This is a genomic window from Methyloversatilis sp. (assembly GCF_030698125.1).
GTDB lineage: Bacteria > Pseudomonadota > Gammaproteobacteria > Burkholderiales > Rhodocyclaceae > Methyloversatilis.
In genome coordinates this window covers 208226-226711 of record NZ_JAUYNV010000006.1, presented here as the reverse complement: position 1 = coordinate 226711, position 18486 = coordinate 208226, and the positions used below count along the sequence as shown (strand labels likewise).

Annotated in this window: 18 protein-coding genes and 1 other RNA gene; 5 read left to right on the top strand and 14 right to left on the bottom strand. The window is 66.0% G+C overall.

The window, feature by feature from the left end; genetic code table 11:
• Positions 1-132 precede the first annotated feature (132 nt).
• The gene (mgtE, locus tag Q8Q80_RS03565) at positions 133-1539 is read left to right on the top strand and encodes a magnesium transporter (RefSeq protein ID WP_305631600.1); all 1407 of its coding nucleotides are present in this window, start codon (positions 133-135) and stop codon (positions 1537-1539) included.
• A gap of 12 nt (positions 1540-1551) precedes the next feature.
• Positions 1552-2079, top strand: coding sequence for a hypothetical protein (locus tag Q8Q80_RS03560; protein ID WP_305631599.1), 528 nt, complete (start codon positions 1552-1554; stop codon positions 2077-2079).
• Between the two features lie 13 nt (positions 2080-2092).
• Here the strand turns inward: Q8Q80_RS03560 and Q8Q80_RS03555 are convergent, their stop codons facing one another.
• From Q8Q80_RS03555 to Q8Q80_RS03510, 10 genes are all read right to left on the bottom strand, one after another.
• Positions 2093-2908, bottom strand: a complete 816-nt coding sequence (locus tag Q8Q80_RS03555) for a sulfite exporter TauE/SafE family protein (protein WP_305631637.1) — start codon at positions 2906-2908, stop codon at positions 2093-2095.
• 122 nt (positions 2909-3030) lie between these two features.
• Entirely contained in the window at positions 3031-4035 is a 1005-nt protein-coding gene (locus Q8Q80_RS03550; RefSeq protein WP_305631598.1) for a 2-dehydropantoate 2-reductase, read from the bottom strand.
• Positions 4036-4132: 97 nt separating this feature from the next.
• Entirely contained in the window at positions 4133-5629 is a 1497-nt protein-coding gene (locus Q8Q80_RS03545) for a tripartite tricarboxylate transporter permease (protein ID WP_305631597.1), read from the bottom strand.
• A 30-nt stretch (positions 5630-5659) separates the two neighbouring features.
• On the bottom strand, positions 5660-6169 hold the full coding sequence (locus Q8Q80_RS03540; RefSeq protein ID WP_305631596.1) for a tripartite tricarboxylate transporter TctB family protein: 510 nt from the start codon (positions 6167-6169) through the stop codon (positions 5660-5662).
• Positions 6170-6274: 105 nt separating this feature from the next.
• Positions 6275-7279 (bottom strand): tripartite tricarboxylate transporter substrate binding protein, encoded by a 1005-nt coding sequence (locus Q8Q80_RS03535; protein WP_305631595.1) that lies wholly within the window; start codon positions 7277-7279, stop codon positions 6275-6277.
• 54 nt (positions 7280-7333) lie between these two features.
• The gene (locus Q8Q80_RS03530; RefSeq protein WP_305631594.1) at positions 7334-8860 is read right to left on the bottom strand and encodes an acyl--CoA ligase; all 1527 of its coding nucleotides are present in this window, start codon (positions 8858-8860) and stop codon (positions 7334-7336) included.
• Between the two features lie 336 nt (positions 8861-9196).
• Positions 9197-9378, bottom strand: a non-coding RNA gene (gene ssrS / locus Q8Q80_RS03525) — 6S RNA.
• A 36-nt stretch (positions 9379-9414) separates the two neighbouring features.
• Positions 9415-9732, bottom strand: coding sequence for a cell division protein ZapA (locus tag Q8Q80_RS03520; RefSeq protein ID WP_305631593.1), 318 nt, complete (start codon positions 9730-9732; stop codon positions 9415-9417).
• Positions 9729-9923 carry a hypothetical protein gene (locus tag Q8Q80_RS03515; protein ID WP_069038709.1) on the bottom strand — a complete coding sequence of 65 codons (195 nt, stop codon included), beginning with the start codon at positions 9921-9923 and terminating at the stop codon, positions 9729-9731. The genes Q8Q80_RS03520 and Q8Q80_RS03515 overlap by 4 nt, the downstream gene beginning before the upstream one ends.
• 133 nt (positions 9924-10056) lie before the next feature.
• A complete protein-coding gene (locus Q8Q80_RS03510; RefSeq protein WP_305631592.1) occupies positions 10057-10311 on the bottom strand; it encodes a hypothetical protein in 255 nt (84 codons plus the stop codon).
• A 214-nt stretch (positions 10312-10525) separates the two neighbouring features.
• Here Q8Q80_RS03510 and Q8Q80_RS03505 point away from each other — a divergent pair, with 214 nt between their 5' ends.
• From Q8Q80_RS03505 to Q8Q80_RS03495, 3 genes are all read left to right on the top strand, one after another.
• Positions 10526-11107, top strand: a complete 582-nt coding sequence (locus Q8Q80_RS03505) for a histidine phosphatase family protein (RefSeq protein ID WP_305631591.1) — start codon at positions 10526-10528, stop codon at positions 11105-11107.
• Positions 11108-11151: 44 nt separating this feature from the next.
• Positions 11152-12900 (top strand): lipid A export permease/ATP-binding protein MsbA, encoded by a 1749-nt coding sequence (gene msbA, locus Q8Q80_RS03500; protein WP_305631590.1) that lies wholly within the window; start codon positions 11152-11154, stop codon positions 12898-12900.
• 98 nt (positions 12901-12998) lie between these two features.
• Positions 12999-13130 carry a hypothetical protein gene (locus Q8Q80_RS03495; protein WP_305631589.1) on the top strand — a complete coding sequence of 44 codons (132 nt, stop codon included), beginning with the start codon at positions 12999-13001 and terminating at the stop codon, positions 13128-13130.
• Positions 13131-13139: 9 nt separating this feature from the next.
• Here the strand turns inward: Q8Q80_RS03495 and Q8Q80_RS03490 are convergent, their stop codons facing one another.
• The 4 genes from Q8Q80_RS03490 to Q8Q80_RS03475 all read right to left on the bottom strand — a co-directional run bounded on the left by Q8Q80_RS03490 (position 13140) and on the right by Q8Q80_RS03475 (position 18475).
• On the bottom strand, positions 13140-13637 hold the full coding sequence (locus tag Q8Q80_RS03490) for a CIA30 family protein (protein WP_305631588.1): 498 nt from the start codon (positions 13635-13637) through the stop codon (positions 13140-13142).
• A 97-nt stretch (positions 13638-13734) separates the two neighbouring features.
• The gene (locus Q8Q80_RS03485; RefSeq protein WP_305631587.1) at positions 13735-16209 is read right to left on the bottom strand and encodes an FtsX-like permease family protein; all 2475 of its coding nucleotides are present in this window, start codon (positions 16207-16209) and stop codon (positions 13735-13737) included.
• Positions 16202-16888 (bottom strand): ABC transporter ATP-binding protein, encoded by a 687-nt coding sequence (locus Q8Q80_RS03480; RefSeq protein ID WP_305631586.1) that lies wholly within the window; start codon positions 16886-16888, stop codon positions 16202-16204. Before Q8Q80_RS03480 ends, Q8Q80_RS03485 begins: the two co-directional genes overlap by 8 nt.
• 30 nt (positions 16889-16918) lie before the next feature.
• Positions 16919-18475, bottom strand: a complete 1557-nt coding sequence (locus Q8Q80_RS03475) for an EAL domain-containing protein (protein WP_305631585.1) — start codon at positions 18473-18475, stop codon at positions 16919-16921.
• Positions 18476-18486: the final 11 nt, after the last annotated feature.

Genomic DNA, 18486 nt, shown 5'->3' with positions numbered 1-18486 from the left:
TGTCGCATTGCGGCAAAAACCCGGAGGCGGCGGACAGTCGACGGCTACAATCGTCTGCCAGCCGCTGCACCGACCACCCTGCCTGAACGACACCCTGTGGCCGAACACGACGAACTCCTGCCGCTTGATGCAATGCAACGTCGCCTGAAAGAGGTGAGGTCGCTGCTCGACCGTCAGAAACGCGTCGAAAGCCTGCTGCACCGTCAGGAAATGCCGCGCCACGATCTGGTGGAAACGCTGGTCGTGAAGCAGCACCACAGCGAGCTGACGAAAAAGCTCGACACGATGCACCCGGCCGACATCGCCTACATCCTCGAAGCGCTGCCGCCGGAAGACCGGTTGCTGGTGTGGGATCTGGTGCGCGCCGACCGCGACGGCGAAATCCTGCTCGAAGTGTCGGACGCGGTGCGCGAGTCGCTGATCGACGCGATGGAGCCAAAGGAACTGGTGGCCGCGGTCGAGCAGCTGGACGCCGACGAACTGGCCGACCTGGCGCCCGACCTGCCGACCGAGGTCATGCAGGACGTGTTCAGTGCGCTCGACGTGGAAGAGCGCGAACAGTTGCGTTCGGCCATGTCCTACCCGGACGATTCGGTCGGCGCGCTGATGGATTTCGACATGGTCACCGTTCGCGAGGACGTGACGCTTGAAGTGGTGCTGCGCTATCTGCGCCGCTTCGACGAACTGCCCGATCACACCGACCAGATCTTCGTCGTCGACCGCGAAGAAAAACTGCGCGGCGTGTTGTCACTGAGCACCTTGCTGATCAACGACGGCGAAGTCGAAGTGGCAACCGTGATGCGCGAACACCCGCTGGTGCTGCACGCCTCGGACGATGCCGAATCGGCGGCCCAGGCCTTCGAGCGCTACGACCTCGTGTCGGCGCCGGTGATTGATCACCATGATCAGCTGATCGGCCGGCTGACCGTGAACGAGGTGATGGACTTCATCCGCGAACAGTCGGAAGAAGAGCTGCTTGCGCAGGCCGGCCTGCGCGAGGAAGAAGACATCTTTGCGCCCATCATGGATTCGGTGCGCAACCGCTGGGCCTGGCTGGCGATCAATCTGGGCACTGCGTTCTTCGCCTCGCGCGTCATCGGCGCCTTCGAAGGCTCGATCGAAAAACTGGTCGCGCTGGCCGCATTGATGCCCATCGTGGCCGGCATTGGCGGCAATTCAGGCAACCAGACCATCACGATGATCGTGCGTGCGATCGCGCTCGGCCAGATCGCACCCGATGCGGCACGCCGGCTCTACCGCAAGGAAATGGGCGTGGCGCTGATCAATGGCATCGTGTGGGGCGGCCTGCTCGGCCTGCTGGCCGCATGGCTGTACGATTCGTGGGCGCTGGGCGCGGTGATGAGTGCGGCGATGACGCTGAACCTGCTGCTGGCCGCCTGCGTCGGCGTAACGGTGCCGATCGTGTTGACGCGGCTCGGCCGTGACCCCGCGGTCGGTGGTTCGGTGCTGATCACCGCGGTCACCGACTCGGGCGGCTTCTTCATCTTTCTGGGGCTGGCCACCCTGGTTTTGCTCTGATCGGGACCGTCAATGCGCATCCGGTTATTCACTGCCAGCCTTGCCCTGATGATCGCCGGCGCCAGCGTCGAAGCGGCGGACCGCGCGCTGACCGTCACGTGCGCCGAAGCGGGCGCGCTGCAACTGACCGTGCCTGACACTTGGTCGGTCGAGGAAAGCCGGCACGATGTGCGCATGCCGCCGACGCTGACCGTGTCGGCACCCGACGGCAAGGCACAGTGGGTGGTGACCGCGGTGTGGAAGGCGGCCGATCGCAAGCCGCCGTCAACGCTGGATGAAATCCGCACCCGCGTGACGCGCACCGCGCAGACCGTCGGTGCGGCCGATGCGCCACTGCAACCGGTGCCCGCAAGCGCACCCGCCGGCTATTTCTTCGACGCCGGTGGCGACATCACGCCCGAGCCCTTCTCCATGCTGCGGCAGGGCATGCTGAAGGTGGGCGAGCTGACGGTGAGCTTCACCGCAATGGGTGCCGCCGGCCGCAACGCCGATCAGGACGCGCTGGTGGAGCGGCTGGCCCGGGCGACGCACCGCCGTTGAAGCGCGGCGCCGATCATGCGTTCCACAGTTTCCACAGCATGTGCGCGGCCAGCGCGATCAGCAGCAGCGAAAACAGCCGCTTGATCAGCGGCACCGGCAACCGGTGCGCGGCGCGCGCGCCGAGCGGTGTCGTGAACAGGCTGGCCGCGACGATGGCGACCAGCGCCGGCAGGTGCACGTAGCCCAGCACTTGCGGCGGCATGTCCGCCACCCCCCAGCCATTGAAGATGTAGCCGGCCGTGCCGCCGAGCGCGATCGGCAGGCCGAGCGCGGCCGACGTACCGATGGCCTGGCGGATGTCGCGGTTGCACCAGGTCAGGAAGGGCACGGTCAGCGCGCCACCGCCGATGGCGACCAGCGCCGACACCACACCGATGCCGCCGCCGGCCGTAATCAAGCCGCCCGGACCGGGCAGCTGGCGCGACGGCTTGGGCTTGAAACCGATCAGCATGGTCAGTGCAACATAGCCGATGAACACGGCGAAGATGAGCGACAGCGCCTGGGTCGAAACCTCGCGCGCGATGAAGGTACCGAGCAGGGTGCCGATCAGCACGCCGATGGTCATCGTGCGCACGGTCGGCCAGTCGACGGCGCCATGCGCATGGTGCGTGCGCAGACTGATCGCGGCCGACACGACGATGGCGGCCATCGAGGTGCCGAGCGCCAGATGCAGGATGTGGTCGGGCGTGACATGCAGTCGTTCGAACAGGCTGACCAGCATCGGCACCAGCACTGCACCACCGCCAATGCCCAGCATGCCGGCGAAGAAGCCGACGACGGTGCCCAGCAACAGGCAGGCGAGCACGAATTCGGTATCGGGAAAGAACATCATGGTGCGCTGCAAAAACCGCTATCTGAACACAGGCAGCACCGCGATCGCAAAGCCGGCGTTGCGCAGAAACACACGGGGCACCCGCAGGTGCCCCGTGACGGCGATGATCGCCGAGCGGATCAGCCGGCGATGGCGAGCTTGCCGCGCTTGTCCGACAGGGTGCGCGCCAGCAGCGACACCAGCGCGTAGACCGCGTCTATGGTCGGCGTCGGGATGCGGGTGATGCGACCCAGTTCGCGCACCGAACCGACCAGCGCCTCGAACTCCAGCGGCCGGCCGGCTTCGACGTCCTGCAGCATCGAAGTCTTGTGCGCACCGACCGCTTCGGCGCCGGCGATGCGCTTGTCGAGCGCGATCTTGAATTCCACACCGAGCTTTTCGCCGACCGCTTGCGCCTCGCGCATCATGTTGGCGGCCAGTTCGCGGGTCAGCGGGAAGCGGCAGATGTCTTCCAGCGTGGCGTGCGTCAGCGCCGAAATCGGATTGAAGCTCAGGTTGCCCCACAGCTTCACCCACATTTCGGAGCGGATGTCCTTCGACACCGGCGACTTGAAGCCGGCGGCGATCATCGCCTGCGACAGCGCCTCGATGCGCGGCGAGCGGGAGCCGTCCAGTTCGCCCAGCGTGAAACGGTTGCCTTCGATCAGCTTGATGACGCCCGGCTCGACCAGTTCGGACGCCGGATACACCACACTGCCGATGACCCGCTCGACTTCGATGTTCGCGGCGACGATGCCGTCCGGGTCCACCGAGGTGACCGGCGTGCCTTCGTAGTCGCCGGCCAGCTTGTGGAAGTACCACCACGGAATGCCGTTCTGCATCGTCACGACCATCGTGTCCGGGCCGAACAGCGCCCGCATGTCGGCGGCGACGTCCTTTACCTGATGCGCCTTGAGCGTCAGCAGGATCACGTCCTGCACGCCGGCGTCCGTCATCTTCTGCACGCCGCGGATGTCCGGTGCATGCTCGACCGTGCCGTCTTCCAGCATCAGCGACATGCCCTTCGCCTGGATGGCCGCGAGGTTGGGGCCGCGTGCGACGCAGGTCACTTCATTGCCGGCACGCGACAGTTTCACGGCCAGATAACCTCCGATGGCGCCTGCGCCAACGACTGCAATCTTCATCTTTCATCTCCCTTGAGGGCGCAGCGGCAGGCCGGATACCGGTCGCGCCGCCGCCAGCCGCGCCCGGCCGTCGTGCAACGGGCGCGGCGGTTTCAGGTCACGTCCGGCGGCGCAGCCTGTGCTTCAGCACCGGCACGATGGGCCACAGCAGCATGACGAACGACAAGGTCATCAGGCCGCCGACCAGCGGATTCGCCCAGAAGATGTCCAGGCTGCCCTGCGACAGCAGCATCGACTGGCGGAAGCTCGATTCGGCCATGTCGCCCAGCACGAGCGCGAGTACCAGTGGCGCCAGCGGATAGCGCAGCTTCTTGAACAGGTAACCGAATACGCCGAACACCAGCATCATCACCACGTCGAAGATCGAGCTGTGCACCGTGTAGGCGCCGATCGCGCAGATGACGATGATGATCGGGCCGATGACCGAGAACGGAATGCGCAGGATGGCTGCCCACCACGGCACGGTGGTCAGCACGATGATCAGGCCGACGATGTTGCCCAGATACATCGAGGCGATCAGGCCCCACACGAAGTCGGGCTTCTCGGTGAACAGCAATGGGCCGGGCTGCAGACCCCAGATCAGCAAGCCGCCCAGCAGCACGGCAGCGGTCGGCGAACCCGGAATGCCCAGCGTGAGCATCGGCAGCAGCGCCGACGTACCGGCCGCGTGCGCTGCGGTTTCCGGCGCCACCACGCCTTCGATGTTGCCCTTGCCGAACGAGTCCTTGTCCTTCGCGCCGCGACGGGCCAGGCCGTAGGCCATGAACGAGGCCGGCGTGGCACCGCCCGGCGTGACACCCATCCAGCAGCCGACCAGCACGGAGCGGATCGAGGTTTTCCAGTAGCGCAGCAGTTCAGCCCAGGTCTTCAGCACCACGTCGAGCTGGATCTTTGCGCTCTTGCCCTTGAAAGCCAGACCTTCTTCCATCGTCAGCAGGATTTCGCCGATGCCGAACAGTCCGATCACCGCGATCAGGAAGTCGAAGCCCTTCAACAGCTCGGTCACGCCATAGGTCATGCGCAACGTGCCGGTCACCGTATCCATGCCGACCGCAGCCAGCGCGAAACCCAGCGCCATGACGGCCAGCGTCTTGGCCGGCGGTTCCTTGCTCATGCCGACGAAGGAACAGAAGGTAAGCATCTGCACCGCGAACATTTCCGCCGCACCGAACTTCAGCGCGAAGCGCGCAACCAGTGGCGCGAGGAAGGTGATCAGCAGCACGGCGAAGAAGGCACCGACGAAGGACGACGTGAATGCCGCCGTCAGCGCAGCACCGGCACGGCCCTGCTGGGCCATCGGATAGCCATCGAAGGTGGTCGCCACCGACCACGGCTCACCCGGAATGTTGAACAGGATCGACGTGATCGCGCCGCCGAACAATGCGCCCCAGTAGATGCAGGACAGCATGATGATGGCCGAGGTCTGGTCCATCGAAAAGGTCAGCGGCAGCAGGATGGCGATGCCGTTGGCACCGCCCAGACCGGGCAGCACGCCGATCAGGATGCCCAGCGTGACGCCGAGCACCATGAAACCCAGGTTGGGCAGCGTCATCGCGACGCTGAACCCGTGCATGAGGTTGTTGAGTTCGTCCATCTCGCTCTCGGAGGATGAGTTCTTGTGGTGTCAAAGACCGAGCATCAGCTCGATCGGACCTTTTGGAAGCGGCACGAGAAACCAGCGCTCGAACAGCAGGAAGGCGCCGAGCGGCACGCCGATCGCAGTCATCGCAGTGACCAGCCAGCCGAACTTGCCATGCACCTTCATGAAGAAGGCGATCAGCACCAGCGACGAAATGTAGATGCCAAGGAACACGACGGCGATCACGTAGATGGTCAGCGGCACCAGCATCTGCATCACCAATCTCAGTTCGGTCCAGCTGGCGAACTGCGGCTGCGCTTGCTTGAACTTCCTCAGCGCCGTGATCAGGATCCAGCCGCTCGACACCAGCAGGATGCAGCCGATGTAGAACGGGAAGTAGCCGGCGCGCGGGCCTTCACCCTCTTCCCAGCCTATGCCGACGCGAATGCTGTCGATGACCGCGACAACTCCCATGGCGAACAGGAACAGCGCGACCAGTAGTTCCGGCCAGCGGTTGGACAAGCCGGGTTCAGCGGCTTCCTCGGATCGCTCCATCACGAATCTCCAGATTGAAAACAGGGCGCATGCATCTTTGCGGCGGGCAATCAAACGAACACGGGCGGGATGACCCGCCCGTGTTCCTGACTTGCTTGAGGCGGTTTACTTGGCGAGGAAGCCGGCGTCCTTCATCAGGCCGTAGTGCATCGCTTCGGTCTTGCTCACCCAGTCGGCGAATTCCTTGCCGCTCATGAAGGTCTGCTTGAACGCGCCCTTCTTCATGAAGTCGGCCCATTCCGGTGTTTCGCGCACCTTCTTGAACAGATTGACGTAGAAGTCGACCTGTTCCTGCGTCACGCCCGGGGCGAGGAAAATGCCGCGCAACATCAGATACTCGATCGGCACACCGGCGCTCTTGCAGGTCGGAATGTCAGCCCACGACTGCGTGTCCGTGACCTTGTCGGTGTAGGCCAGGCGTTCGGTGTCCATGATGCACAGCGGACGCAGCTTGCCGCCGCGCCAGTGGGCTTCGGCCTCGATCGGATTGTTGACGGTCGAATTGACATGACCGCCGACCAGTTGTACCGCCACATCACCGCCGCCCTTGAACGGCACGTAGATGATCTTCTTGCCGGTGGCCTTGTCGATCATCGCGGTGATGATCTGGTCTTCCTGCTTCGAACCGGTACCGGCCATCTTGAATGTGCTGGCGGGCTTGGCCTTGATGTCGTCGATATATTCCTTGGCGGTCTTGTACGGCGCGTCGGCATTCACCCACAGCACGAACTGGTCGAGAGCGAGCATCGCGCCCGGCGTCAGATCACGCCAGTTGAACGGAACACCGGTCGCCAGCGGCGTGGTGAACAGGTTCGACAGCGTGATGATGATCTTGTGCGGATTGCCCTTGGCACCCTTCAGCTCCAGAAAGCCTTCGGCACCGGCGCCGCCCGACTTGTTGACGACGACCAGAGGCTGCTCCATCAACTTGTTCTTGGCGACGATGCCCTGGATGAAACGGGCCATCTGGTCGGCGCCGCCGCCGGTGCCGGCCGGCACGACGAACTCGACCGGCTTGGTCGGTTCCCAGGCGTGTGCGGCACCGGTCAGGCCGATCGCTGCAACCGCAGATACCAGAGCTCTTGCGGCCCAGTTCTTGAATTCGATCATTGCACTCTCCTCAGTGGATATTGTTGATGACAGTACTGCGGGCAAGGTCCTGGATCAGGTACCCAGACCCAGCTTCTGTGCCAGCCCGATACGTTGCAGCTTGCCGGTTGCACCCTTGGGAATTTCGTCCATGAACAGTATCTTGCGCGGCACCTTGAAATCGGCGAGCTTCGTGGACGCGAAGGCCTGGATTTCCTTGGCGGTCGCGCTCTGCCCTTCGCGCAGCACGACCACGGCGCCCACTTCTTCGCCCAGCTTCGGATGCGGAATGCCGAACGTCACGACCTGGGCGACCGCAGGGTGGTCCATCAGCACTTCGTCGACTTCGCGCGGCGAAATCTTCTCGCCACCGCGGTTGATGATTTCCTTCAGACGGCCGGTCAGCGACAGATAGCCTTCGGCGTCCTTGCTGCCCTGGTCGCCGGTACGGAACCAGCCGTGGGTGAAACCTTCCTTGTTCGCCTTCTCGTTGTTTTCGTAGCCGGGCGTCACGTTGGCGCCGCGGATGACGATTTCGCCGATCTCGCCGGCCGGCAGGATGTTGCCGTCGTCGTCCATGATTTCCACTTCAGGGCCGGCCGCCAGGCCGACCGCACCAGGCTTGCGCGGGCGCGGCGGCAGCGGGTTGGACGCCATCTGATGCGACGCCTCGGTCATGCCGTAGGCTTCGATCAACGGCGCGCCGAATACTTCTTCCAGCTCGCGGATGACCTGCGGCGGAATCGACGACGACGACGAGCGCAGGAAGCGCAACGGGTTGCGGGCTATCGTTTCCTTGTTGCGCGATGCGCGCGACAGGATGGCCTGGTGCATTGTCGGCACCGCGGTGTACCAGGTCGGATGCGCTTCATCCATCCAGGAGAAGAACTTCAACGCGTCGAAGCCTGGCGTGCAGAACACCGACGCACCCGCCGACAGCGGCGCCATGATGCCGGCGATCAGACCGTGGATGTGGAACAGCGGCATGATGTTCAGGCCGCGGTCCTTTTCGGTGAAGGCGAGCGTCGCGCAGATGTTCTGCGCCGAGGCGGACACGTTGCGCTGGGTCAGCGGAACGATCTTCGGACGCGACGTCGTGCCCGAGGTGTGCAGCACGAGCGCCACGTCATCGGGCTGCGCATTGCCCGGAAGGGCCGCAGCGGCCACATCGGCCGCCTCGCGCGGCTCCAGCGTGAAATCTCCAGCGGCGTCCTGCGCCACCAGATCGATGACGCGAACGCCCAGCTTCTTCGCCACTTCGATGGCCGGCGACACGCTGCCGCGATCGACCACGAGCGCCCGGGCGTTCAGGTCGGACAGATAGAACTCGAATTCTTCCGCGCGGTAACCGGCGTTGAGCGGTGCGGCCGTGGCGCCGGCGGCGATGCTGATGAATGCGCTGGCCATGTCCGGGCCGTTCGGCAGCACGATGGCGACGCGATCATTGCGACCGATGCCGAGCGCGTTCAGGCGTGCGATGGTGCGTGCCATCAGGGCTCGCAGCTGACCGAAGCTCAGGTCCGGGCGCGCCGGCGCAGACAGCGCGACAGATGCATCGGCGCCGGTGGAAAACAGCTCGATCAGCGTGGAAGTGGCCGACATACAGACTCCGTAAGACAGTTTGAAATTCAGGAAGCCGCAGATGACGCGCTTCGGGGTTCTGCAGGCGCACCGGCCGACAGGTCGACGCAGGCGACCGCTGTTCTGCAAATGCAGAACAACAGGTGGCAAACGAGTTTCGTTCATAACGAACGATCGTTCAAGCCACGCCAGTACGAACCGGTCCGCTTATGCACAACTTTGCTGCAAAGACACTGAGTTGGAGCAGTCTGTGACAGATAAGCCACAAGACCATGGCTGCGATGTGTCTCATCGCCCGCCAGAGGCGGTCACCTTGGTGACCGTACCGCGCGCCCGGGGTGGTGGGCTGTCGGTAGGGGGACCCCCGCGCATGTCGCTAGGCCGGCATCCTGAACCGAGGGTTCAGAGCGGCTGCGTTCCTGCCGCATCAGGCCAGCCCGTGAAGGGCCGGCACAACAGCGGCGTCCTAGGTTCGCGACCTCATGCCAATCAACATTGGTTCAAGGAATCTATGACCTTGGCGAACACCGCAGGGGATTGATGCTCAGGGCGGTCAGCCCTGACGCAACCGGCATCTAGAAAAGCTTTTCCTGACTGGAAAGCACCTCTTCAATGCGTGATTGCATGGAATTTATTCTACGCCGCAGCGGCACCAAATCAACACCGCCGGTCGCCTGCATCTGAAAAATTTCGTGCGCCAGATTGAGCGCACACATGACCGCCAGACGTTCGCCGGACGCGCGCGTCGTCTCCGCCAGATCGCGCATGCGGCGCTCGACCAGTTCGACCGACGCGTTCAGCGCCTCGCGATCGCCTTCCCGGCATTGCACCCGGTACTCGCGTCCGAGTATCGTGATTTCAGTGGTTTCCGCCTGCGCGGGTTCGCGGCTCATTCCTGTGGCAACCTTTCGAGCAGACTGCTCACCTTCTCGCGCGCCGCTTCGACCTTGTCGCCGAGCACCCTGTTCTCGCCTTCGAGCGCCGCCACGCGGTTGCGCAGGACGATGTTTTCATCGTGCAGCGCCCCGAATCGACCCAGCAGGATGTCGAGACGGTCGCCCAATTGATTGATATCGTGATCCATCGGCGAACTATAGGGGGGCGCCCATCAGGCGGTCAAGACAAGTACCGGCCGGCCGGCTGCGCAAAAGAAAAAGCCACTCTTGCGAGTGGCTTTTTCGGGTGGGCGGCGGGGGCAAACCCGCCGGGTCCTGCGATCAACGCGCCAGTTCGGCCGTATCGATGCGCTTGTCGATGGACGTTTCGGCGACACGGCCGGCATCCACCTTGCGGGTGAACACCCAGCGTGCCGGCGTGCGCACGAAGGCGTAACCCGTCTTGGCGTCAATGAACACCTTGTAGTCTTCGGGGTGTCCGACCGCCTTCGACGATCCGGCGGTATCGGCAGACGCCGCAAAGGCCGAAAGTGAAAGGCTCGCAGCGAGCAAGATACGGAGTGCAGTGGTTTTCATGATGAAGCTCCCAGCAAGTTAAAAAGCAGTTGTTGAATTCAATATAGTGCACTGCAACAACTCTTTCAACCCCGCGCCAGTATTGGATCGTGAATAAATTCTTGGTTTATTTTTGCGGCGCAGCACAGTGGATCGCAAGCTCAGCACTGTGTGTCAGTGATGCGACTCGGCCCGGTGCGCCGACATGTTCGGGTAATGCCACAGGCGGCACACCATGAGCGGAATGTTCCGTTTGAGGGATCCGCTGAACCTCTATCTGGTGCGTCATCCGAAGCCGGCTGTGGCGCCGGGGCTATGTTACGGCGTGACCGACCTCGACGTCGCCGAGGATCCGGTGGCCTGCGCCGACCGACTGCGCCCGCTCCTGCCGGCCGGTGTGCGCACCGTCAGCAGCCCGCTGCAGCGGGCGCGCCTTTTGGCTGATGCCCTGCATCCGGCGGTGGAAACCGACGAGCGGCTGCGCGAACTTGACTTCGGCGACTGGGAAATGAAGCCGTTCAGCGACATTCCGCCGCACGGCTTCGACACCTGGGGCAATGCCCTGATCGACTTCCGGGCGCCGGCTGGCGAGCTGTACGCCGACATGGCCGCGCGCGTCTGGACCGCGTTCGAGGCGCACCGGCACGGCACCGATGCGCTCGTACTGGTCGGCCACAACGGGCCGATGCGCGCGCTGACCGGCACGCTGCTCGGGCTGCCGCCCGAGCGCTGGCTGAATCTGGAATTCGACTTCGGCCACCTGACACATCTGACGATCGGTCCGCTCGGCGCCAAACTGCGCGCATTCAACCGCTGAGCGCGCTGCACCTATAATCCGCGCTTCTCAGCAGCTGACCCGCCATGACTTCAGTCCAGGTTTCCAGCCGCGCGATCTATGTGCGCCTGCTCGGTTACGTGCGTCCCTACTGGGTGGCTTTTGCCGTCGCACTGCTCTGCATGGCGCTCACCGCGGCGGCCGAACCGGTATTTCCGGCCATCATGAAATCGCTGCTCGACGGCGGTTTCGGCGGCAGTGACCCGGATGCCGTGTGGTTCTATCCGGTGCTCATCGTCGCGCTGTTCGCCGCGCGCGGCATTTTCGGCTTCATCGCCGACTACGCCTTCGCCTGGGCCGCCAACAACGTCGTGCTTGACCTGCGCCGCGCGATGTTCGGCCGCCTGCTGGCGCTGCCGACCGAATTCTTCGACAACCACAATTCCGGCGCGCTCATTTCCAAGGTCGCCTACGACGTGCAGGGCGTGACGCAGGCGGCGACCAATGTCATCACCGTATTCGTGCGCGACACACTGACCGTGGCCGGCCTGCTCGCCTGGCTGCTGTGGCTGGACTGGAAGCTCACGCTCATCGTGCTCGGCATGCTGCCGCTGATCGCCATCGTGGTGCGCCTGAGTTCCCGCCGCATCCGCGAATCGGCGCGCGGTGCGCAGACCGCCATGGGCAGCATCGCGCACACACTGGAAGAAACCATCGAAGCGCACAAGGTGGTCAAGATTTTCGGTGGCCAGGACTACGAAATGGGCCGTTTCGATGCGGCCTGTCGCAAGCAGCGACGGCAGAACATGCGCAACATCGTTGCCGCGTCGCTGGTGTCGCCGATGACCCAGGTGCTGACTGCGATGGCGCTGGGCATCGTCATCGCCGTGGCTCTGCACGACTCGGCGAGCAACCGCACGACGGTCGGCAGTTTCATGGGCTTCGTCACCGCCATGCTGATGCTGCTGGCGCCGCTGAAGCGACTGACCGACGTCAACGCGCCGCTGCAGCGCGGGCTGGCGGCGGCGGAAAGCGTGTTCCAGCTGATCGACGAACAGGCTGAGCGCGACACCGGGACGGTAGACATCGAGCGCGCACTCGGCCGCATCGACTTCGACCAGCTCGGCTTCGGTTATCCGGGGCGCGACGAACGCGTGCTGCAGCACATCGATCTGGCCATCGCACCGGGCGAAACGGTCGCGCTGGTCGGCGCATCCGGCTCAGGCAAGACCACGCTGGCTCATCTGCTGGCGCGCTTCTACACGCCGGGCAGCGGACGCATCCTGCTCGATGGTCACGACATCCAGCACATCCGGCTGGCCAGCCTGCGCGCCAACATGGCGCTGGTGAGCCAGGACGTGGTGCTGTTCAACGACACCGTGGCGGCCAACATCGCCTACGGTGCGCTGCGCGACACCGATCGCGGCGACATCGAAGCCGCCGCGCGCGCGGCCTACGCGCTCGACTTCATCCAGGCCATGCCGGAAGGCTTCGACACGCTGATCGGCGAAAACGGCGTCAAGCTGTCCGGCGGCCAGCGCCAGCGGCTGGCGATCGCGCGCGCACTGCTGAAGGACGCACCGGTGCTCATTCTCGACGAGGCGACGTCGGCGCTCGACACCGAATCGGAGCGGCAGGTGCAGGCTGCACTCGAAGTGCTGATGAAGAACCGCACCACGCTGGTCATCGCGCACCGGCTGTCCACGATCGAACGGGCCGACCGCATCGTCGTGATGGATCGCGGGCGCATCGCCGAGATCGGTCGCCACGCAGAGCTGCTGGCAGCCGGCGGCATGTACGCCAACCTCTACCACTCGCAACTCGGCGGCGACTGAGCCGCACCCGTCATTTCCCGCCGCAAGGCCGCATCGGCTTATAGTGCTCGGGCCGAGCCATGCGCCTACTGCGCCGGCGGCACTCGAAAGGTCACACCATGAGCAAGGAACGAAACAGCGTGAAGGCGACGAAGAAACAGGCGGCGTCGACACCGAAGGAAAAGAAGGCCGCCAAGCAGGCGAAGAAAAATGCGTCCGAACTGATGCAGCCGCTGATCAAGCCGCACTGAGCAAGACGTTCATTCGACCCGGATCGCGCGGATGCCGAGCGAGAAGGTACCCGCCTGACGGTCGGCGATCATCAGACCGATCTGCCGCGCGCGCGACGGGTCGAGCGGCGGCGCACCCATCACGTTGCGACCGCGGAAGGTGGCGCGGAACGCCGCCACCGGCAGATGCACGGTGGCCCATTGACCGGCCGGCGGTTCGAAGCTGATCTGGTGGCTCAGGCCGTCGAAATCGTCGTCGCAGCGCAGGCTGAGCTTGTAGCGCTTGCCGTCGCCCAGCACCACGAGCCCATAGTGGGTCGCGCCGGGCTCGGCGATATTGCCCGGCTGGGCGCGCACCGAGGCGAAGCCGCCGTTGCGTTCCAGCGACACGATGCCTTCGAATACCGCGTGCCCGGCAGGGTCCGGCCGCAGCCGGCTGCGCGACATGCCGCCCATCACGCCATCATCGATCGGCGACCAGTCATTGACTGTATCGGCCTTGCCAAAATCAAATAGTTTGCGCGCCATGACTTCATTGTAAGGGGCTTGGCCCGGCGGACAATCGTCGCGACCCGACGCGTCGCCCAGCCCGGTTGTCCGGCTACCTCATCAAGCTGTTGCTTCCTCAATCATCCAGCTTTACCGCGCGCACCGCGGCCACACCCAGCGCACCGCGTGCGCCCAGTATTGCCGCGAGCGTCGAGGCCGCCAGCATGGCGAACACAATGACGGCGAGCCAGTCCCAGGGCACCTCCCAGTCCATGCTCCAGTGGAAGGACTGGCGGTTCACGACTTCAATCAGCAGCGCACTCATCGCGAACCCGGCGACCAGACCCAGCAGCAGTCCGGGCAACGCGCACAGCAAACCTTCAGCGGCGAGCTGGACGGCGATCTGCCTGCGCGTGCAGCCGATGTGGCGCAACAGCCCGAACTCGCGCGCCCGCGCACTGGCCGATGCGGCAAACGCAGCCGCGATACCGGCCAGACCGATCAACGCCGACGCCGCTTCCAGCGCATAGGTCGCGGCGAAGGTGCGGTCGAACACGCCGAGCGACAGCCGGCGCACCTCGTCGCTCGATGTCAGTTCCAGCGCCTCGCCCTTGCCGCTGGCATCGCGCAGCGCGCGCGCGACGCCCTCTTCATCGGACCCTGCATCGAGCCACAGCCCGAAATCGTCGGCAGCGGTGTCGCCGGTCAGCGCGCGATAGCGCGCCAGATCGATCACCACCGCGCCGTGCTGGCGCGCGTAGTCGCGCCACAGGCCGGCCACCTGCACGCGCAGCGACTGCCCGGCGAGCGGTAGATCGACCTCGCGGCCGGGAATCCAGCCATACAGATCCGCCATCGCCTCGGACGCCCATACCTGAGGCAGCGCACCCGATGCCACCGACGCACCGACGCGCGGCAGCACGCGACCGGCGTCATCCGGCAGCGGCCGGGCGATCAGCGCCACGGCCGGCAGGTCGGCGCTCAGCAGCAGGCTTTGATGCCGGATCGCTTCCAGCCGCTCGACACCCGGCACGGCCGCCAGCCGCGCTTCGATGTCATCCACCCACGGTCGATCGCGATCGCCGCGCAGGTACAGCTCGGCCGGCAGCACATCGGTCAGCCAGCCGTCGACCGAGCTGCGGAAGGACGACACCATGACGGCCATCGCGACGATCAGTGCCGTGGCGGCGAGCACGCCGGCCGCACTGCGCGACGCGAACCCGGGCTCGGCCATCAGCCGCGCCCGCGCCAGATCCAGCGGCACCGCCGAGAACGTCGGCAGGCGCCGCGCCAGCGCCCGGGCCAGTGGCGGCACGGCGAGCACGGCGGCGACCAGCACGCAGGCAATCGCCGCATAGCCGCCCAGCGGCAGACCGGCCAGTGGCGGCAGCGACGCGGTGGCGACGCCCAGCAGCAGCGCGATCAGTGCCGCCGCGGTGCGGCGGCGACTGTCCAGCATGCGCAGCGGCGGACCGAAATGCCCGGCCCGCAACGCCTGTGCGGGCGCAATCATCAGCGCATCGCGCGCCGGCCAGGCGGCGCCGGCGGCCGCGCTGGCCACGCCGAGCAACCCGAAACCGACGCTGGCCGCGATGTCGAACGACAGCGCCGGCGCCACGCCTGACACCAGGCCAGCGCCCAGATCGGCGCCGATCAGCGTCAGCGCGAGCGCCACCAGTGCGTGTCCGAGCGCGATGCCCAGCAGCGCGCCGCACGCGCCCAGCAGCGCCCCCTCACCGATCAGCATGCGGAACAGCTGCGCGCGCGTCAGTCCGGCCGCCCGCAGGAAGGCGATCTCGGCCGTGCGCCGCGCAATCGCCGCGGCCTGGGTCGCCGCCACCAGAAAGCTGCCGACCGCCAGCGCGATCAGCGCCAGCAGACCCAGATTGACGCGATAGGCGCGCGACAGCCGGTCCGCCCGTTCCAGCGCCTGCGCGGGCGTCTGCCAGTGCACGCCCGGCGGCAGCACGGCCGCGATGCGCGCGATCGCCTCGGCGCGATTCGCGCCTTCGCGCAGGCGCAGCGCGACGCGGCTGATCTGACCGAGGGTGGCCAGCCGCCACTGCGCCTCGCCGATGTCCATCACGGCCAGCACGGCGCCACTGCCGGCCGACGGGAGCCAGCCCGCAACGGTGAAAGCAGTGTTGTCGCGACCGAGCTTCAGCGTCTGCCCCGGCTGGACGCCGAGCGCCTGACCGGCGGCATGACTCAGAAAGATCGCGCCCGGCTCCAGCAGGCGTCCGATGTCGCCGGCCGGCGGCAGCAAGGTCGGCTGCACCGCCGCCGCGCGAAAGGCATCGAGGCCGATGACGCGCAGCTTCAGCGTGCGCGCGCCGACCGCAACGTCGAGTTCGCGCTCGACCAGCGGGCTGGCGTATGCCACGTCGGGCAGGCGGGCGAGCAGGGGATAGACCGATTCATCCATGCCGCGCGCCGCCACCACTTCCAGATCGGCCGAGCCCGACACCGCACGCAGGCCGGATTCGAACTCGTCGAGCGCCGCCCGGTGAATGGCGGATACCGCGACCCCGAGCGCCACGCCGAGCGCGATGGCCAGCAGCGCAAGCCGGCTCGCGCCACGCCAGGCCGAGCGGCACAGCAGCTCAAGCATCGACGTGCGCGTCGGCCGGATGCAGGCGACCGTCGCGGCCCAGCCTGAGCACGCGGTCCGCAGTGGCCGCGACGGTGGCCGAATGGGTGACCAGCAGGCCGCAGGCGCCGCCCGACTTCACGGCATCGCGCAGCAGCGCGGCGATCCGCTCGGCGTTGTCGGCGTCCAGATTGCCGGTCGGCTCGTCGGCCAGCAGCAGGCGCGGCCGGTGCACCAGCGCGCGCGCGATCGCCACGCGCTGCAGTTCGCCACCGGACAGTTGCGTCGGGCTGTCGTCGGCACGGTTCGCCAGCCCGACCGCGGCCAGCTGCGCGCACGCCCTCTGGCGGCGCTCGCGCAGCGACACACCGGCCAGCGCCAGCGGCAGCGCCACGTTGTCACGCAGGCTCAGCCAGGGCAGCACATGGAAGGCCTGGAACACGAAGCCGACCCGGGTGCGCCGCCATAGGGTGGCGGCGTCATCGTCCAGCGCCGACACCTCGACACCGTCGAAACGCACACGGCCCGCATCCGGGCGATCGAGTGCCGCCACGACGTTGAGCAGCGTCGATTTGCCGGAGCCGGATTCGCCGATCACCGCCACGTATTCGCCGGCGGCGATGTCGAGGTCGAGCGCCTGCAGCAGCACGCGCGGCGGCGTGCCGGGCAAGGTCTTGTCGAGGGCGGTCAGGGAAAGCACGGCGAATGGACTGCGCGCCGCGCCGGACGTTCAGGCGCGCGTGGCGAGGAACTGGCGGAATTCGGCGGCATCCATCGGCCGCGCATACAGGAAGCCTTGCGCAATCTGCACGCCCTGCTCGCGCAGATAGGTGGCCTGCTGTTCCGTCTCGACGCCTTCGGCCACCATCTGCAGCTTGCGTGCGCGGGCGATTTCGGCGATGTGCGGCACCAGCGGCGCATGCGGCGAATCGGCACCGATGGTGCCGACGAAAGCGCGATCGATCTTCAGCGCGTCGACCGGCAGGTCATGCAGGTAGGACAGGCTGGAATAGCCGGTGCCGAAGTCGTCGAGCAGCACCTTGTGACCCGCCTCGCGCAGCTGCGCCAGCACGAGGCCGGCCGAACCAGCCTGGATCAGGTTGCGTTCGGTCAGCTCGAGTTCGATCTGGCTGCGCCGGATACCGTTGCCGTCCAGCACGTCGGACAGCAACTCGCTCAAACCGCCGCTTTCCAGATCGTGCGATGCCACGTTCAGCGACACGGTGAGCTCGGGTCGGCGCTGCAGCAGGTCGCCGATCTCGGCAATCGCGGTGCGCAGCACGCGCGCGGTGATTTCGTGTTCGAAACCGGAATGTTCAGCCAGATGCACCAGGTCGTCGGTGCTCATGACCGGCTCGTTCTGGTCCGGCCAGCGCACCAGCAGTTCGGCACCGACGCAGCGGCCGTCGGACAGGCGTATCTGCGGATGGTAGGCCACCCGCAACTCGCCGCGCCGGATGGCTGCGAGCAGCGCCGTGGCCGGCGAAAAGAACTGGCGCGTGAACCGACGCACCGTCCAGACCATCAACGTGCTCACCAGTACGCCGAACAGCGTGGTCATCACCAGCGGCTCGGTCCATGCCGCGAGCAGCTGGGCGCGCGACTGCGCCGCCACCGCCACGATGGGCAGCTGGCCGGACTGGGCAACTGCGTAGAGGCGGTCGCCCTGGATATGTTCGCGGCCGGTCATGGCGGTATCGATCATGCTCGACAGCAGCGGCTCGTCGACCACAGCAAGCGGCAGCCAGTCGGTAATGCTCAGCACGACCAGCCGGGTGTCGGGGATGCTGCGCACCTGAAAATGGCTGGCGTGAATCAGCGCGAGGTGCGAACCGCGCCCGATGGCGACCGACGGTCGTGCATCGTCGAGCGGATGCGTCAGCCGGAACCATATCTGGCGTCCCTTGCCATCGGTCCAGTCGGCGGCGGGCAGCGAACGGATGCCGTTCTCCTCGCCCGAACCCATGCTGCTGCACTGTATCCGGCCGTCACGGGTGTAGGCGATCTCACGCACGAAAGGCGTGCAGTAGGCGATCTGGCGCATGCGCTCGATGTGGGCAGGCGAGCACGGGGTATCCGGAACCGTGTCGAGGCCAGGCAGCTCTGACTGCGCCTCGTCGAACACCTGCTCGGCACGCAGCAGGGCCTGCTGCGCCAGCGCGTCGAGGTGCAGCGTTTCGACCCTGAGCGTATAGCTCCAGGAGAAATAGAGCGCTGCAGCGAGCGGCAGCAGCCCGGCAAAAAGGGCCGCGGCCGTCAGCAGCGTGATGAATGCGCGGCGTCGCATCAGGGCGTTGT

What these genes read in the sequence shown, in the direction of transcription:
- Q8Q80_RS03515 (WP_069038709.1), bottom strand. Translation starts at nt 9,923, where the DNA reads ATGGATCACGATATCAATCAATTGGGCGACCGTCTCGACATCCTGCTG.
- Q8Q80_RS03485 (WP_305631587.1), bottom strand. Translation starts at nt 16,209, where the DNA reads ATGCTTGAGCTGCTGTGCCGCTCGGCCTGGCGTGGCGCGAGCCGGCTT.
- Q8Q80_RS03535 (WP_305631595.1), bottom strand. Translation starts at nt 7,279, where the DNA reads ATGATCGAATTCAAGAACTGGGCCGCAAGAGCTCTGGTATCTGCGGTT.
- Q8Q80_RS03540 (WP_305631596.1), bottom strand. Translation starts at nt 6,169, where the DNA reads ATGGAGCGATCCGAGGAAGCCGCTGAACCCGGCTTGTCCAACCGCTGG.
- Q8Q80_RS03475 (WP_305631585.1), bottom strand. Translation starts at nt 18,475, where the DNA reads ATGCGACGCCGCGCATTCATCACGCTGCTGACGGCCGCGGCCCTTTTT.
- Q8Q80_RS03510 (WP_305631592.1), bottom strand. Translation starts at nt 10,311, where the DNA reads ATGAAAACCACTGCACTCCGTATCTTGCTCGCTGCGAGCCTTTCACTT.
- mgtE (WP_305631600.1), top strand. Translation starts at nt 133, where the DNA reads ATGCAACGTCGCCTGAAAGAGGTGAGGTCGCTGCTCGACCGTCAGAAA.
- Q8Q80_RS03530 (WP_305631594.1), bottom strand. Translation starts at nt 8,860, where the DNA reads ATGTCGGCCACTTCCACGCTGATCGAGCTGTTTTCCACCGGCGCCGAT.
- Q8Q80_RS03520 (WP_305631593.1), bottom strand. Translation starts at nt 9,732, where the DNA reads ATGAGCCGCGAACCCGCGCAGGCGGAAACCACTGAAATCACGATACTC.
- Q8Q80_RS03545 (WP_305631597.1), bottom strand. Translation starts at nt 5,629, where the DNA reads ATGGACGAACTCAACAACCTCATGCACGGGTTCAGCGTCGCGATGACG.
- Q8Q80_RS03560 (WP_305631599.1), top strand. Translation starts at nt 1,552, where the DNA reads ATGCGCATCCGGTTATTCACTGCCAGCCTTGCCCTGATGATCGCCGGC.
- msbA (WP_305631590.1), top strand. Translation starts at nt 11,152, where the DNA reads ATGACTTCAGTCCAGGTTTCCAGCCGCGCGATCTATGTGCGCCTGCTC.
- Q8Q80_RS03555 (WP_305631637.1), bottom strand. Translation starts at nt 2,908, where the DNA reads ATGTTCTTTCCCGATACCGAATTCGTGCTCGCCTGCCTGTTGCTGGGC.
- Q8Q80_RS03495 (WP_305631589.1), top strand. Translation starts at nt 12,999, where the DNA reads ATGAGCAAGGAACGAAACAGCGTGAAGGCGACGAAGAAACAGGCGGCG.
- Q8Q80_RS03490 (WP_305631588.1), bottom strand. Translation starts at nt 13,637, where the DNA reads ATGGCGCGCAAACTATTTGATTTTGGCAAGGCCGATACAGTCAATGAC.
- Q8Q80_RS03550 (WP_305631598.1), bottom strand. Translation starts at nt 4,035, where the DNA reads ATGAAGATTGCAGTCGTTGGCGCAGGCGCCATCGGAGGTTATCTGGCC.
- Q8Q80_RS03505 (WP_305631591.1), top strand. Translation starts at nt 10,526, where the DNA reads ATGAGCGGAATGTTCCGTTTGAGGGATCCGCTGAACCTCTATCTGGTG.